We start from the raw sequence: 15,452 nt of genomic DNA, 5'->3' as shown, positions 1-15,452 counted from the left end.
GCCTTGGCCTCGGCGGCGTCGGCGGCGGCGCGGGCCGCGAGCGTGGTCGCGACGAGCTGCGTCGCCTTGTACTCCTGCACGGCCGCGTCGGCCTTGCCGCTGATGCGGTCCAGCGCGGTGGTGCGGCGCGCCACGTCCTCGAAGCCGTCGGCGGACAGCACCGCCTGCAGCAGGTCGGTCGACCCGCCGGAGCGGGACATCTCGCGGGCGATCGCGACGAGCTGGCGGCGGGCGTCCTCGGCCGAGGCGTCGGCCGTCTTGGAGCGCGCGACCGAGTCGTCCCAGGTCTGCTGCGCGGCGTCGGCGTCGGAGAGGGCCTGCGTGTAGGCCTCGCCGGCCTGCTGGACCTTGAGGTCGGCGGCGTCCGTCTCGGCGCTCAGCTGGGCGAGCCGGACCTCCATCGACGCGACGGAGCGCTCGGCGTTCTTCACCGCGCCCTTGGCCTGGTCGACGTCCTGCTGCGACGGGGGCGTGGGATCGGCCAGGGCGCTGGAGGCACCGCCGGCCATGAGGGTGGCGACGAGCATGCCGGCGGCCAGGCCCCGTGAGGCCCTGCGCGTGGTCATGCTCCAGCTCACCTGTACGTCCTCCCCCGACGTCGCGGCGCGGCCACCAGCGGCCGTCCTCGAGGGACGCTACCTGCGGAAACCCCAGAAGAGAACACCTGTCACACCAGTCCCACGAGTCACACGAGTGTGCTTTGGGACGAAGCGGACACGATCGAGGCCGAATCACCCGTTCGCCTCAGACATCGGCATTCTTCGGGCCGCGCACGAGCCCGTCGCACCAGGTCCGAGCGCCAGGTCCGAGCGGACCCGAGCGACGGATGATCCCTCTGGTCGGCGGAACACCGCGACCGTGGGCGCCAGGGTCGCGGTGGGCACGAGCTCGACGAAGGACCGGCACGCGGCGGCGCACCGCACCCGACGGTCCTGCGCACTGATGCCCTGGGCGAGGTCGACGCCATCGCGCCGCAGCGACCAGCGCCACCGGTGGTCGGGGGTCAACCGGGTCACGGGCTCGAGGCCGTCGACGTCGCCGACCAGCCTGGCGAGCGCCGCCCGCGCCTCGTCGCCGTCGACGAAGGTGGAGCTCGACCACGCGAGCCCACGCCCGTTCGGGCTGAGCAGACGCCACCAGACGCCGTCTTCGTGGAGGAAGGAGTACAGCTGGAACGCGGCCGGCACCTCCACCGCTCCTCTCCCCCGCGCGCCCCGCCGACGCGACCGCAGGAAGTTCATCGGACGTCCAGATGTCTTGCGCGTCGTGCGCGCGACCGCAGGACGAACGTCAGGCGGACGGCACGTCGCGCCGCTTCCACATCATGAGACGGCCGTATTGCCGACCGGACACGTCGGCCTACTCTCGCTCCATGTCCCGCCGAATGTGTCGCTGACCCAGCGCACGCTCGGCTGTGCCCGCGGGCAGGTCGCCGCTTCGACACACGGCACCTCGCACCCGCCCCGAGCCACGGCTCGACCCGTGCGCCACTCCCCTCCCCCTCCGCGGGACGGATGTCGGCTGCCCGAGGCCCCTCCGCGGATCCCCTGCACAGAAACGCTGAGGAGAACGAGACCGTGAGCAACGAGAGCTGGAGCTTCGAGACCCGCCAGATCCACGCCGGGCAGGAGCCCGACCCGACCACCGGCGCCCGCGCGCTGCCGATCTACCAGACGACGTCCTTCGTCTTCCCGGACGCCGCCACGGCCGCCAAGCGCTTCGCGCTCGCGGAGCTCGGCCCGATCTACACGCGCATCGGCAACCCCACGCAGGAGGTCGTCGAGAACCGCATCGCCAACCTCGAGGGCGGCGTCGGCGCGCTGCTCGTGGCGTCGGGCCAGGCGGCCGAGACGCTGGCGATCCTCAACATCGCCGAGGCGGGCGACCACATCGTCGCCAGCCCGTCGCTCTACGGCGGCACGTACAACCTGCTGCACTACACGCTGCCCAAGCTGGGCATCGAGACGACGTTCGTGACCGACCCGCACGATGCGCAGTCGTGGAAGGACGCCGTCCGCCCGAACACCAAGCTGTTCTTCGCGGAGACGATCCCCAACCCGAAGTCCGACATCCTCGACATCGAGCTCGTGGCCAACGTCGCGCACGAGTCCGGCGTGCCGCTCATCGTCGACAACACGGTGGCCACGCCGTACCTGATCAACCCGCTGCAGTGGGGCGCCGACGTCGTCGTGCACTCGGCGACGAAGTACCTGGGCGGCCACGGCTCGGCGATCGGCGGCGTGATCGTCGACGGCGGCACGTTCGACTACGCGCAGCACCCCGAGCGGTTCCCCAACTACAACACCCCCGACCCGTCCTACAACGGCCTCGTGTTCGCGCGGGACCTGGGCGTCGGCGGCATCTTCGGGGTCAACCTCTCCTTCATCCTCAAGGCGCGCGTGCAGCTGCTGCGCGACCTCGGCCCGGCGCTCTCGCCGTTCAACGCGTTCCTCATCGCGCAGGGCATCGAGACGCTGTCGCTGCGGGTCGAGCGGCACGTCGAGAACGCCGTCAAGGTGGCCGCCTGGCTCGAGGCCCGCGAGGACGTCGTCAAGGTCCACTACGCCGGGCTGGAGTCGAGCCCGTGGCACGCCGCCCAGCTCAAGTACGCGCCGCGCGGTGCGGGTGCGGTCCTGGCGTTCGAGCTCGAGGGCGGCACGGAGGCCGGTCAGGCGTTCGTCTCCGCGCTCGAGCTGCACTCGAACGTGGCCAACATCGGCGACGTCCGCTCGTTGGTCATCCACCCGGCGTCGACCACGCACAGCCAGCTGACGCCCGAGGAGCAGGCGCTGTCCGGCGTCACCCCCGGCCTGGTCCGCCTGGCCGTCGGGATCGAGCACATCGATGACATCCTGGCTGACCTGGATGCCGGGTTCCGTGCCGCGAAGGGTGCCTGACACCGCATGAGCACGACGCCGCCGACGCCGTCCGAGCCCGCCCGGGGCACGGACGCGTCGGCGGCGCGCACCACCGACGAGGGGAAGTCCGTGCCCGACCTGACGTTCACCGCCGCCCGACCGCGGACGCTGGCCACCCGCGCGCCCGAGACCGGGCGCCCGCCGGTGCCTGCGAGCGCGGCCTGGCGCGACGGCGACCCGGTCGGGCGTCGGCAGTTCGCCGACCTCGGTCCGCTCAAGCTCGAGTCCGGCGGACGGCTGCCGGCGGTGCGGCTGGCGTACGAGACGTGGGGCGAGCTCAACGAGGACGGCAGCAACGCGGTCCTCGTCCTGCACGCACTGACCGGCGACTCGCACGTCACGGGCGAGGCGGGCGAGGGGCACCCGACGGCCGGGTGGTGGCAGTCGATGGTCGGGCCGGGCGCCCCGATCGACACCGACCGCTGGTTCGTCGTCGCGCCCAACGTGCTCGGTGGCTGCCAGGGCTCGACCGGGCCGTCGTCGCCGGCGTCCGACGGCCGGCCGTGGGGCGGACGGTTCCCGCTGCTGACGGTCCGCGACCAGGTCGCCGCGGAGATCCGGCTCGCCGACCTGCTGGGCATCGACACATGGGCGCTGGTCATCGGCGCGTCACTCGGCGGGCTGCGCGTGCTCGAGTGGGCCGCGAGCGCCCCCGAGCGGGTCGAGGCGCTCGCCGCCATCGCGACCGCCGCCCAGACCTCGGGCGACCAGATCGCGGGCTTCCACACGCAGCTGACCGCCGTCCGCGCCGACCCGCACTACCGCGACGGCGACTACTACGACGCCCCCGACGGCGAGGGACCGCACGTGGGCCTGGGCCTGGCGCGGCAGATCGCGCACCAGACGTACCGCAGCCCCCTCGAGCTCGACCTGCGCTTCGGCCGCATCCCGCAGGGCGGCGAGGAGCCGCTCGAGGGCGGACGGTTCGCGGTGCAGTCCTACCTGGACCACCACGGCGACAAGCTGGCCCGACGGTTCGACGCCAACACCTACGTGGTTCTCACCCGCACGATGATCACGCACGACCTGGGCCGCGACCGCGGCGGGGTGAGCGAGGCCCTCGGGTCGGTGACTGCCCGCGCCCTGGTGGTCGCCGTCGACTCCGACCGGCTGTTCCCGCCGGCCCAGTCCGAGCGGATCGCGGCCGGCATCCGCGGCGCGCAGCTGCACACGATCCACTCCGACTACGGCCACGACGGCTTCCTCATCGAGGAGGACCTGGTCGGCGCGTACGTGCGCGAGTTCCTGGAGCAGGCCGGCTGACCTGCTGTGCGGCACGATGGGCGCCATGCCCTCCGGAGAGCTCGCCGACGCCCGCACCGCCCTGCACGCCCAGTGGGACCGCCTGCGGCCCTGGGTCGAGCTCGTGGTCGACGACGACGTCGCCGGTGAACCGTCGGTCCTCGCCGGCTGGACGGTCGCGGAGCTGGTCGCGCACCTGGGCCGCGCGATGGAGGCGCTGGCCGTCTGCGTCCCGCTGGCGGACGGCACGGTTCCGCTGAGCCTCGCGGAGTACGTCGGCACGTACGCCGGTCGGGCCGCGGACATCGCCGAGACGACGCGGAACCTGGCCGTCGATATCGCGCACGACCCGCTCGCCGAGGTCGACGCCCGCGCCCAGGCGGCGTTCGCGCGGCTCGACGAGCTCGGCCCGGACGACCTCGTGGTGCAGGCGCGGCGAGGGCCCGTGCTGCTCAGCACCATGGCGGTGTCGCGGGTGCTCGAGCTGGTCATCCACGCGGACGACCTCGCGCGATCCGTGCCGGCCGCTACCGACCCGGTGGACCCGGGCGCGCTGCAGCTGGTGGCCGACGCTCTGCTCGAGATCGTCGTCGCGCGCGGCGGCTGGAGCCTCGAGATCGCCGACGCCCGCGCGTGGGTCCGTCTGGCCGCCGGACGGCAGCCGTACGACGTCGACGTGCTGGCCGAGGCGTTGCACCCGCGCTACACGTCCGACGGGGTCCCGGACCTCGGCCGGATGCTCCCGATCCTCTGACGGCTCACCAGAACCGCGGCTGGCCCGGGATCGACTCCAGGTCGGACAGCAGCAGCTCGCGGTCGTCGTCCTCGGCGATCTCGTCCGCCGCGGCCAGCGCCTGCTCGGTCCACGCGCGGGTCTGCTCCTTGTCGCCGGCAACGGCGTGGGCCCGGGCCAGCGACTCGTAGGCGTAGGCGAGGTCCCAGTCGGCGATGCTGTGCGCCTGGCAGATCTCCAGCCCGCGCCGGGCGTGGTGCAGCGCCGGCTCGGCGCGGCCCAGCACCGCGTAGACCCGCGAGACCTGCCACTCGCCGCGGCTGCGGTTCTCCGGCGCCCCGACCTGCCCCCAGTGGTAGCGGGACGCGTGCGCCATGTGGACCATCCGGTCGTCGTCCTCGACCGTGCGGTCCTCGTTCTCGAGCAGCCGCCAGACCCCGTTGAACTGGTCGACGGCGAGCCGGCGCTCGTCCTGCGTGGTGGCCGGCGTGGTGTCCTGCACGGTCATGGGTGCTCCGTCCTCGAGAAGGTGGTCGGTCCGGTGGACCGACGGGCCAGCTGGCCCACCGTGAGCAGGCCGTCGTCGTCCATGTCCGTGAACCTAGGGCCTTGCCGCGGGGGAACCTCACACCTCGACGACGGTGAGCAGCTGGCGGCTCACCAGCCCGACCGTGCGCGCGAGCGTGTCGCGGGCGGCGGACGCGAGGAAGGGGATGTCGCGCAGGTGCCAGAGCGTCAGCGCCGACACCCACGCGGCGTCGCGCGCCTTGTCGATCGAGAAGTTCGAGACGAGGTCCGCGAGCGGCGACGCCCCGGCGCCCAGCCGGACCACCTCGGCGTCGAGGAACGACCGCCGGATCGGCCGGACCACCTGAGCCAGGATCGCGTTGACCTTCTCGAAGTCGGCGTGGATCGACCCCGTCTCGGGCGCGGTGCCGCGTGCCTGGCAGGTGGCGACGACGGCCAGCGCGAGGTCGTGGTTGATGTGCGCGTTCATCCCGGCGAGCGCGAACTGGACCGGCTGGACGCCCCGGTTCGCCCGGCGCTCCACCAGCGGCTCCCACGCCCGTGACACCCGTCGGTTCGCCGCGAGGTCCCTCGGGACGTCGAGGAACAGGCCGGCGAACCGCACGTCGAGGTCCTCGACGAAGGTGTGGTCGGCGAACGTCCGGTCGGTGACCTTCGTCGCGACCAGGGCCGTGACCTGCCGGTACACGTCGAGGAACACCCCGAGGCCGTCGTGCGCCGACCAGCCCGCCCGGAGCCGGTCCATGTCAGCGACGACGTTCCCGATGACGGCGCTGGAGGTCACCCGCCCAGCATCACATCACCGGCGCTCGGCCGATACGTTGAGGCGGTGATCGCCGCCTACGCCGCCCGGTTCTCGCCCGACGACCCCGTCAGCGGCCTCGAGGTGGGCGAGCGGCCCGCCCCGCAGGCCAGGGAGAACTGGACGGTGGTCGACGTCCGCGCCGCCGCGCTCAACCACCACGACGTCTGGACGCTGCGCGGCGTCGGCATCCGCGCCGAGCAGCTGCCGATGATCCTGGGCACCGACGCCGCCGGGGTCACGGCCGACGGGCGCGAGGTCGTCGTGCACGGCGTCATCGGCGGGGCCTGGGGGCACGGCGTGGGGGCCGACGAACCGCGCAGCCTGCTGTCGGAGCGCTACCCGGGCACCCTGGCCGAGCAGGTCGCGGTGCCCACGTGGAACCTCGTCGACAAGCCCGCCGGGCTGTCGTTCGTCGAGGCGGCGTGCCTGCCGACCGCCTGGCTGACCGCCTACCGGATGCTCTTCCGGTCCGGCGGCGCCACCCCCGGCCAGCGCGTGCTCGTGCAGGGCGCGGGCGGTGGGCTTGCCACGGCGGCGATCCTGCTCGGCGCTGCCGCCGGGCTCGAGGTCATCGTGACCAGCCGGTCCGAGGAGCGCCGCGCCCAGGCCCTGTCGCTCGGCGCGGCGGCGGCCGTCGAGACCGGGGCTCGCGTGCCCCGCGTCGACGTCGTGCTCGAGAGCGTCGGCAAGGCGACCTGGTCGCACTCCGTCCGCTCCGTCCGGCCCGGCGGGACGATCGTCGTKGCGGGTGCGACCAGCGGCGACGCCGAGCCGGCCGAGCTGACCCGGATCTTCTTCCAGGAGATCAGCGTCGTCGGCACCACGATGGGCACGCGCGACGACCTGCAGCACCTGCTCGCGTTCCTGGCGCGCACGGGGGTGCGCCCGCTGGTCGACTCGACGTTCCCGCTCGCCGACGCACGCGACGCCGTGCGACGCCTGGCGGGTGGCGACCAGTTCGGCAAGATCGTGCTCGAGCCTTGACCGGCGACGAGTGGGCCGACGACGTCCTCGGCCCCGACTACGGCGTGCGGACGCTCGTGCTGCGGCCCGACGACGAGGGCGACGTCGTCGCGAGCCTCGTCCGCTACGCCCCGGCGACGCCCCGGCCTCTGCGCCCGTCGCGCGCCGTCCTCTACCTCCACGGCTGGTCCGACTACTTCTTCCAGACCGGGCTCGCCGAGTACTGGCACGGCCGGGGCGTCGCGTTCTACGCCCTCGACCTGCGCAAGTACGGCCGCAGCCTGCGCCCCGGCCAGACGCCCGGGTACATCACGGACCTCCACACGTACGACGAGGAGATCGAGGCGTCGCTCGACGTGGTGCGCGGCGACCTCGGGGTGCGCGCCCGGGTCATGGTGATGGGCCACTCGACCGGCGGGCTCGTCGCGGCGCTCTGGGCCGACCGCCACCCGGGCGAGCTCAGCGGTCTCGTGCTCAACAGCCCGTGGCTGGAGCTGCAGGGCTCGTCGGTGCTGCGGCACATCAGCGCCCCGGCCGTCTCGCGGATCGCCCGGTTCCAGCCGAAGGCACCGCTGCCCAACATCGACCCCGGGTACTACGCCCGCACGCTGAGCAGCGCGAGCGGCGGCGAGTGGACGTACGACACCCGCTGGCGGCCGACGCCGTCGTTCCCCGTCCGGGCCGGGTGGCTGCAGGCGATCATGAGCGGGCACGGTCGGGTCGCCCGCGGCCTGTCGGTCGAGCAACCGATCCTCATGCTCGCCTCGAGCCGCACGGTGATCAGCCCGCGGTGGAGCGAGGACATGCGGCACGCCGACGTCGTGCTCGACGTCGAGCTGCTGGCTCGCCGGGCGGTGCAGCTGGGCACGCACGTGACCGTGGTGCGGATCCGCGACGGCCTGCACGACCTGGCCCTGTCGCCGCCGCCCGTGCGCGCGACGTTCTACGCCGAGATCGACCGCTGGGCCGCCGCGTACGGATGGGGCTGAGCGGACCCTAGGGGCGCACGACGCCCGTGGCCTCGGCCAGCGTCGGGCCGCCCTCGCCGAGGCGCCAGGCGCGCCAGCCGTCGACCGTGTTCTCGGCCTCGACGGCCGCCGAGGCCGCGTCGTCCGGGTGGGCGTACACCTCGCCGCTCGGGAGCTCGATCAGGCCGTCGGTGCGCAGCATCGCCACCAGGCGCTGGCCGCGGCGGGCGCGAACCCACACCAGCGTCGTGATCGCGCGGCGGCTCTTCGCCAGGGTCGCCAGCTCGGGCAGCGCGCGGAGGTCGGCGTCGGCGACCGCGTCGGGGACCGGGGGGATCGCCTCGGTGGTCTGAGGTGGCCGCGGCAGGTCGGCCGCGGGCGTGGGGAAGCTCGACGAGATGGGCAGCGGCGCCGAGACGGGTACGAACGGGCGCGGGACGGCCACCTCCTCGGGGTCCCGCGGCGGCGTGCGCGGCACCACCTGGTCGGCGCCGAACCGCAGGCCGACCACGGGCGTCAGTGTCGTCGGGGCCTCGTGGATCGCGTGCCGCGGCTTGTCCTCCGCCGCGGGCTCCGGCGCACGCAGCGGCGTCGGCGCGGGCGGGCCGGGGGCGGCGGGCGGTGGTGTGACGGCGCGCAGCTCACCGGACTGCGGCTTGCGTGAGGCGGCGGCGGGCGGCACGGTCCGCGGCTCGTAGGGGACGTTCGGGGCCGGGCTCGCGGCGAAGCCCTCGCTCGAGCGGACCAGGCGCAGCGCCGTCGGCTCGACCGACCGGCGGGCGCCCTCGTGCGTGGCCAGCGGGGAGACGTCCAGCAGGCGGCGGTCGTCGACGCCGCGCACGACGCCCACCTGCAGCACGTCCACGTGCCGGCCGGGTCCGCGCAGGAAACCGAGGGTGTCGCCGGCCTCGGCCGCGACCTCCGAGCACAGCAGGATGAGCCGCACGCCCTCGCGCCGGCTGGTCTGCGTGCCGAACGCGGCCTGCTCGCGGAACGCCGCGAAGTCGACGGCGAACCGGCTGGGGTCCGGGTGGTACGCCCGCGCCAGGTCGGTCGTCGTCATCCGCGACGCGGCGCCGGCGTGCCGGAGGGCCGAGATCACGGCGTCGTCGTCGACCACCTGCACGACGTCGATGACGACCGCGCGGCCCGTCGCGTCGAGCGCGAGCAGCTCGGGCAGGTCGGCGTGGTCGGGCGCGGCGGTGCGGGAACGGACCGCGAAGAGGGGTTCACCGGCGATGGCGGCGAGGTGGTGCGTCAGCAGCGACGCGCACTCCTGCGCGAAGGAGCCGGTGAGCGGCTGCATCGGCTGGACGAGGCGCGGCCGGCCTTCGTCGAGCTCGAAGATGGGCATCTGTCCTGGCCTTCCGCGGTCCCGTCGTGCGGCCGCGCGCCCCGCCGGCGCGCTCGCGACCACACTGTCCCACAGCGCGCTGGAGCCGTCAGCCCGTCTGTCCGACCTCGTCGCAGGAGATCGGTCACATCACCCGGACGCCCCGACCCAGGCGCCGGGAGAGCCGCCATCGTCACTCGTGGGTGAGGGCCGCCTCGACGCGCTCGACCTTGCCCGTGAGCTCCCCGTCGTGGCCCGGCCGGATGTCGGCCTTGAGCACCAGGCTGACCCGGTTGCCGTGCCGGCCGACCGCCTCCGTGGCGCGCTTGACCACGTCCATCACCTCGTCCCACTCCCCCTCGAGCGTGGTGAACATCGAGTCGGTGCGGTTGGGGAGCCCGGACTCGCGGACGATGCGCACGGCATCGGCGACGGCGGCGGTCACGGACTCGCCCGCACCGAGCGGGGCGACGGAGAAGGCGACGAGCATGCCGCCCAGCCTGCTGCGCGCGGACGGACGTGTCCAACCGGTCTCAGCGCGTCGGCACCTGGGCCGGCAGACGGGCCGCGAGCAGCTCGGCCAGGTGGATCCCCTGCACGCCGGCCAGCTGGTCGGCCTGGGTGCGGCACGAGAACCCGTCGGCGAGGTAGACGTCGCCCGGAGCGGCGTCGCGCAGGGCAGGCAGCAGCGCGTTCTCGGCCACGGCGACCGACACGTCGTAGTGCCCCTTCTCCATGCCGAAGTTCCCCGCCAGCCCGCAGCAGCCCGCGAGCGCCGAGAACTGCGCGCCGGCGTCGGTGAGCAGCCGGCGGTCGGCCGTCCACGTCATCACCGAGTAGTGGTGGCAGTGCGGCTGCACCACGGCGGTGACGTCGGAGAGGTCCGGCACCTGCCAGCGGTCGCCCGGGCCGATCGGCGCCGGTGCGGTGAGGAGCTCCGCGAGCGTGCGCGTCTCGCGCGCGACCGCGACCGCGCGGGGGTCGTCGGGAAGCAGGTCCAGCAGGTCGGAGCGGAGCACCGCGGTGCAGGACGGCTCGAGGCCGACGATCGGGATGCCGTTGACCGCGAACGGCCCGAGCACGCCCAGCAGGTGCGTCAGCTGCTTCTTCGCGCCGTCCAGCTGGCCCGTGCTGATCCACGTCAGGCCGCAGCAGGCGTTGCCCTGCGGGACCAGCACCTCGTAGCCGGCGTCGGTGAGGACGGCGACGGCCGCCTGCGCGACGGACGGCGACAGGGTGTCGGAGAACGAGTCGGTCCAGAGCACCACCCGCGGCCGCTTGCCCGCGGAGCCACCGGTCCCCTTGCCGGGGCGGCCGAGGAACTGGTGGCCGGGACGCTCGCTCGGGCGGACGGCGTCGTCATGCCGGCCGGTGAGCGTCACCGCGTCGCGCCCCTCCCCGCGGACCCACGCCCGGAACGGCTGCCGGGCGAACGTGACCATCTGCCGCCGGGTGTCCATGCCGCCGCCCGCGAGCACCACCTTGGCGACCGGTCGGATGCCGAGCACGCTGTTGGTGAGCGCCGCGAGGCCCGGGATGCCCGTGATCAGCCGCGCCCAGCGGGGCAGCCAGCCGAGGGCGTAGTGCGAGGTCGGCCGCAGCTTCCCGCGATATGTACGGTGCAGGATCTCCGACTTGTACTGCGCCATGTCGACGCCCGCGGGGCAGTCCGACGAGCACGCCTTGCAGGACAGGCAGAGGTCGAGCGAGTCGTGCACCTCGGGCGATCCCCAGCCGCCGGCGACGAGCGTGCCGTTCGCCATCTCCTGCAGCACGCGCGCGCGGCCGCGGGTCGAGTCCTTCTCGTCCTTCGTCGCCAGGTACGAGGGGCACATGAACCCGCCGGTCGCGGTGCTGTCCGCCCGGCACTTGCCTACCCCGACGCAGCGGTGCAGCGCGGTGGTCAGGTCGCCGGCGTCGTGCGCGAACGAGAAGCCGTGGCCGTCGGCGAGCAGCGGGCGCGCCCACGGGCGGCGCAGGTCGGCGTCGAGCGGACGCGGCCGGACCAGGACCCCGGGGTTGAGCAGGTCCCGCGGGTCGAGCAGGTCCTTGAACGCCCCGAACAGGTCGATCGCCTGGGACGAGTACATGACCGGCAGCAGCTCCGAGCGCGCGCGGCCGTCGCCGTGCTCGCCCGACAGGGAGCCGCCGTGGGTCGCGACGAGCGCCGCGGCGTCGGTCATGAACGCGCGCAGCGGGTTTCCGGACCGCTCCAGCGGGATGTCGAGACGCAGGTGCACGCAGCCGTCGCCGAAGTGCCCGTAGGCCAGCCCGTCGACGCCGTGCGACGCCATGAGCGCCTCGAGCTCGCGCAGGTACGCGCCGAGCCGCTCGGGCGGGACGGCGGAGTCCTCGAAGCCGGGCCAGGCCTGCTCGCCCGACGGCGTGCGGCCGCCGAGCCCGGCGCCGTCCTCGCGGATCCGCCACATCGCGGCGGCCTCGGGTCCCGGCGGGAAGAGGCCGACGGCGTCGRTGCCCGCGTCGGAGGCGAGCGCGCGCGCCCGGTCCAGGGCCTCGTCGAGGTCGGAGCCCCCGACCTCGACCATGAGCCAGCCGCCACCCGGGGGCAGCGGGGGCACGGCAGCGGCGCCGCGGACGCGACGGACCACGTCGACCAGCCGGGAGTCCATGCCCTCGATGGCCAGCGGCGCGTGCGCGAGCAGCGCGGGGACGGCGTCGGCGGCCGTGGGCATGTCGGGGTAGCCGAGCACGACGAGCACGGGCGCGGCGGCGATCGGGACCAGCCGGACCGTCGCGCCGAGCAGCGTCGCGACCGTCCCCTCGGTGCCGACCAGCGCCTTGGCCAGGTCGGTCCCCTTCTCGGGCAGCAGGTGCTCGAGGGAGTAGCCGGAGACCTGCCGGCCGAAGCGGCCCAGCTCGGTCCGGAGGACGTCGAGGTGGGCGCGGACGAGCTCGTCGAGACCCGGCACGACGTCGAGCGCACCCGCACCAGAGCGAGCCTCGAACCGGCGGCCGGTGCCGTCGACCACGTCGAGCGCCAGCACGTTGTCCGCGGTCCGCCCGTAGGCGACCGCGCGGGGACCGCAGGCGTTGTTGCCGATCATCCCGCCGAGGGTGGCGCGCGCCTGCGTGCTCGGGTCCGGGCCGAAGCGCAGGCCGTGCGGCGCGGCGGCCTTCTGCAGGCTCGCCATGACCACGCCCGGCTCGATCCTGGCGGTCCGCGCGTCGGGGTCGATCTCGAGGATGCGGTTCACGTGCCGCGAGAAGTCGAGCACCACGCCGGTGCCGACGGCGTTCCCCGCCACCGAGGTGCCGCCGCCGCGCGCGGTCAGGGGGACGCCGAGCTCCCTGGTCACCGCGAGAGCCGCGAGGACGTCGTCCGTGTCCCGCGGGAACGCGACGACCTGCGGGACCACGCGGTAGTTCGACGCGTCCGTCGAGTACTCGGCCCGGCGGCGCGTGCTGTCGTCGACGACTCCGCGCAGCGCGGACCGCAGCGCCTGCACGACCTCGGCGCTGTCGGGCGTGCGCGGATCCCCCGCCAGTGTCTCGGTCACGGCCACCACGGGGGCAGTCTCCCATCGGCAACGCCCTGACCCGCACGCCTCACCGAAACGTGGAACGTCGCGACGTCCGCACGATCGAGCGTCCCGGCGACCGAATCCGCGGACGTCACGGCTCCATCCCCGCAACGTCCGCAGGATCGAGCGTTCAGGCGGCCGAATCTGCGGACGTTGCGCGAGGGGATGGATGGAGTGGGAGCCGGCTGGTTATGCCAGGGAGGCGTGCAGCGTGATGTCCGTGCCCGTCAGGGCCTTGCTGACCGGGCAGGTGGCCTTGGCGGTCTCGGCGGCCTGGGCGAAGCCGTCGGCGTCGAGGCCCTCGACCTCGCCGCGGACCGTGAGCACGATGCCGCTGATGCGCAGCCCACCGGCGGGGTCGGGGCGCAGGGTCACGTCGGCGCTGACCTCGAGCGCGACGGGCGTGCCGCCGGCCGCGGCGATCACGCCGGACAGCTGCATGGCGAAGCAGGAGGAGTGCGCGGCGGCGATGAGCTCCTCGGGGCTCGTCGTGCCGTCGGCGTTCTCCGCCGTGCGCTTGGGGAAGGACACGTCGAGGGTGGCGACGCCGGAGCTGGTGAGCTCGACCTGGCCGCTGCCCTCGTTCAGGGTCCCGTTCCAGGCGGTGCGAGAGGTGCGCGTGGCCATGGGTGCTCCTTCGGTGTGACGACGCGGGCGACCGCCCGCCCCTCCACGTTAAGCAGCCGGGCGGATCAGCGCGCGCGCTCGAGGTGGCCGGTGACGATCTGCGACGGCGCACCGGCCTGCCGCAGGGCCCAGGCCGCGCGGGCGTGCAGGGCGCGCCGCTCGTCGGGCTCCAGGCCGTTGTACAGGGCGCCGCGCACGAGGTCGTGGCCGAACACGAGCCGGTCGCCGCGCGCCCGCACCACCCCGGCGGCGAGCCCGTGCCGCAGCGTGCGCCAGCAGTCCGCCACCGGGTCGCCCGCGAGCGTCGCCAGGTCCGCCATGACGAACGACGTGCCCAGCACGGAGGCCTGCCCGAGCAGCGTGAGCACGTCGGATCCCAGGTACTCCACGCGCCGGCGGACCACCTCGTCGAGCGGCGTCAGCCAGCCCACGCCGGTGGTGTCCAGGACGCCGTCGGACGAGACCAGCGCGCCGGCGGAGCGGGCCGTGCGCACCACGTCGGCGACGAGCCGCGGGTTGCCGCCCGTCGTCGCCAGCGTGCCGCGCAGCGAGGGTCCGACGGGGCCGCCGACGAGGTTCTCGGCGAGCTCGATCGTGGCGCGCGCGGCGAGCGGGCGGAGCTCGAGGTACTGCGCGCCGGCCCGTGTCCAGGCAGCGACGACGGCCGCGAGCTCGGGCCGGTACGGCACCGGCCGCATGGTGAGGACGACGAGCGCACGGGGCACGGCCCCCTCGTGCGCGAGCTGGAGCAGGACCTCGAGCGAGGCGGCGTCGGCCTCGTGCACGTCCTCGAGCACGAGGGCCCACGGCCGGGCGTCGCCGCGCCGACGCAGCAGCGCCGCGAACAGCTCGGCCGCGCGGGCGTGCCGCGGCACCGAGTGGGCCGGGTCGGCGTGCATGGCCTCGAGCAGGTCGGCGAGCTCGGCCTCGACCTGTCCGCGTCCGGCGCTGCGGCTGGAGTGGAGGAGGAGCGCGTCGGCGAGCAGGGCGAACGGCCAGCCGCGCATCGCCGACGCCTGCGCGGTGCGCAGGTCGACGTCGAGCAGCCGGGCGGAGCCGCGGATCGCGTCGACGAGGCTCGTCTTGCCGACGCCGGCCTCACCCTCGAGGAGCACCGTCACGCCGACGCCGTCGGCGGCGGTCGACAGCAGGCTGTCGAGGTCGTCGAGCTCGGCGGCACGGCCGACCAGGGGCCACGTCCGCCCCGGCTCGGCCGAGGTGCTCATGCGCCCGATCGTAGGGCCGCGGCGGTGCGTCGAGCCCGTCCCCGCGGGGGAAATGCGGGCGAAGGTCAGCCCGCGTACTCCCAGTGCCATGCCTCCGGCTTGCTGCCGCCGCGCTCGGCCCACGAGGGGTGCACCCACTCGAGGCCCGGGGCGTTGGCGTCCATCCAGCGGTGCTGGGCTGTCCCGAACKAGTCGATGCCACCGCCCAGGTCCACCGCGATGCCGCTGCCGTGGTTCGACGTGCCGGGTGCGGCGCACAGGTAGCCCTTGGTGCGCTTGCACATCACCTGGCCGGCGTACGACCGGTACGAGTCGTTGACCACCAGGTCGGCGCCGAACTGCTCCTTATAGGCGGCGTTCAGGACGTCGAGCTGCTCGGCGGCGTCGCAGCGCAGCCGGATCGAGGCGTCGAAGCCGACGCCGCAGAGCGCGGAGTCGGGGATCTTGCCGTTGGCGTACCCCTGCAGCGACTGCTTCCAGGCGGCGCGCTGGGCGGCCTTGTCGGCCTCGGCCTGGGCCTGTGCCTGCGCGGCCGCAGCGGCGTCGGCGGCGGCCTGCGCCGCTGCC

14 protein-coding genes and 1 pseudogene are annotated in these 15,452 nt (G+C 74.4%); 5 read left to right on the top strand and 10 right to left on the bottom strand.

What is annotated here, in order from left to right; translation table 11 throughout:
• Both ACXJKA_RS19565 and ACXJKA_RS19560 read right to left on the bottom strand, forming a co-directional pair.
• A pseudogene (locus ACXJKA_RS19565) lies at positions 1-566 on the bottom strand (NlpC/P60 family protein); the annotation flags it as partial.
• Between the two features lie 165 nt (positions 567-731).
• Positions 732-1,193: a hypothetical protein gene (locus ACXJKA_RS19560; RefSeq protein WP_456826865.1), complete on the bottom strand. Its 462-nt coding sequence runs from the start codon at positions 1,191-1,193 to the stop codon at positions 732-734.
• Positions 1,194-1,514: 321 nt separating this feature from the next.
• Here ACXJKA_RS19560 and ACXJKA_RS19555 point away from each other — a divergent pair, with 321 nt between their 5' ends.
• Genes ACXJKA_RS19555 through ACXJKA_RS19545 form a run of 3 tightly spaced genes read left to right on the top strand, consistent with a single transcriptional unit; the run spans position 1,515 to position 4,914 of the window.
• Positions 1,515-2,897, top strand: coding sequence for a bifunctional o-acetylhomoserine/o-acetylserine sulfhydrylase (locus ACXJKA_RS19555; RefSeq protein ID WP_456826864.1), 1,383 nt, complete (start codon positions 1,515-1,517; stop codon positions 2,895-2,897).
• A 6-nt stretch (positions 2,898-2,903) separates the two neighbouring features.
• Positions 2,904-4,181 carry a homoserine O-acetyltransferase MetX gene (gene metX, locus ACXJKA_RS19550; RefSeq protein ID WP_456826863.1) on the top strand — a complete coding sequence of 426 codons (1,278 nt, stop codon included), beginning with the start codon at positions 2,904-2,906 and terminating at the stop codon, positions 4,179-4,181.
• Positions 4,182-4,206: 25 nt separating this feature from the next.
• Positions 4,207-4,914 (top strand): maleylpyruvate isomerase N-terminal domain-containing protein, encoded by a 708-nt coding sequence (locus tag ACXJKA_RS19545; protein WP_456826862.1) that lies wholly within the window; start codon positions 4,207-4,209, stop codon positions 4,912-4,914.
• Positions 4,915-4,918: 4 nt separating this feature from the next.
• Here the strand turns inward: ACXJKA_RS19545 and ACXJKA_RS19540 are convergent, their stop codons facing one another.
• Together ACXJKA_RS19540 and ACXJKA_RS19535 are read right to left on the bottom strand one after the other, a co-directional pair.
• Positions 4,919-5,401 (bottom strand): hypothetical protein, encoded by a 483-nt coding sequence (locus ACXJKA_RS19540; protein WP_456826861.1) that lies wholly within the window; start codon positions 5,399-5,401, stop codon positions 4,919-4,921.
• Between the two features lie 117 nt (positions 5,402-5,518).
• Positions 5,519-6,205, bottom strand: coding sequence for a DUF5995 family protein (locus tag ACXJKA_RS19535; protein WP_456826860.1), 687 nt, complete (start codon positions 6,203-6,205; stop codon positions 5,519-5,521).
• A gap of 45 nt (positions 6,206-6,250) precedes the next feature.
• On the opposite strand from ACXJKA_RS19535, the gene ACXJKA_RS19530 reads away from it, so the two are divergent.
• Entirely contained in the window at positions 6,251-7,210 is a 960-nt protein-coding gene (locus ACXJKA_RS19530) for a zinc-binding dehydrogenase (protein ID WP_456826859.1), read from the top strand.
• Positions 7,207-8,178 (top strand): alpha/beta hydrolase, encoded by a 972-nt coding sequence (locus ACXJKA_RS19525; RefSeq protein WP_456826858.1) that lies wholly within the window; start codon positions 7,207-7,209, stop codon positions 8,176-8,178. Before ACXJKA_RS19530 ends, ACXJKA_RS19525 begins: the two co-directional genes overlap by 4 nt.
• 7 nt (positions 8,179-8,185) lie before the next feature.
• Here the strand turns inward: ACXJKA_RS19525 and ACXJKA_RS19520 are convergent, their stop codons facing one another.
• The 6 genes from ACXJKA_RS19520 to ACXJKA_RS19495 all read right to left on the bottom strand — a co-directional run.
• On the bottom strand, positions 8,186-9,511 hold the full coding sequence (locus tag ACXJKA_RS19520) for a restriction system modified-DNA reader domain-containing protein (RefSeq protein WP_456826857.1): 1,326 nt from the start codon (positions 9,509-9,511) through the stop codon (positions 8,186-8,188).
• 172 nt (positions 9,512-9,683) lie between these two features.
• Entirely contained in the window at positions 9,684-9,980 is a 297-nt protein-coding gene (locus ACXJKA_RS19515; RefSeq protein WP_456826856.1) for an MTH1187 family thiamine-binding protein, read from the bottom strand.
• Positions 9,981-10,023: 43 nt separating this feature from the next.
• On the bottom strand, positions 10,024-13,008 hold the full coding sequence (locus tag ACXJKA_RS19510; RefSeq protein ID WP_456826855.1) for an FAD-binding and (Fe-S)-binding domain-containing protein: 2,985 nt from the start codon (positions 13,006-13,008) through the stop codon (positions 10,024-10,026).
• A 213-nt stretch (positions 13,009-13,221) separates the two neighbouring features.
• Positions 13,222-13,659 carry an OsmC family peroxiredoxin gene (locus ACXJKA_RS19505; RefSeq protein ID WP_456826854.1) on the bottom strand — a complete coding sequence of 146 codons (438 nt, stop codon included), beginning with the start codon at positions 13,657-13,659 and terminating at the stop codon, positions 13,222-13,224.
• A 65-nt stretch (positions 13,660-13,724) separates the two neighbouring features.
• Positions 13,725-14,885, bottom strand: a complete 1,161-nt coding sequence (locus tag ACXJKA_RS19500; RefSeq protein ID WP_456826853.1) for an AAA family ATPase — start codon at positions 14,883-14,885, stop codon at positions 13,725-13,727.
• Between the two features lie 65 nt (positions 14,886-14,950).
• The coding region (locus ACXJKA_RS19495; RefSeq protein ID WP_456826852.1) for a M15 family metallopeptidase at positions 14,951-15,452 on the bottom strand (502 nt) is incomplete at its 5' end.

The sequence above is a fragment of the Cellulomonas sp. P5_E12 genome (genome assembly GCF_054049315.1).
This window is presented reverse-complemented; position numbering and strand designations above follow the sequence as displayed.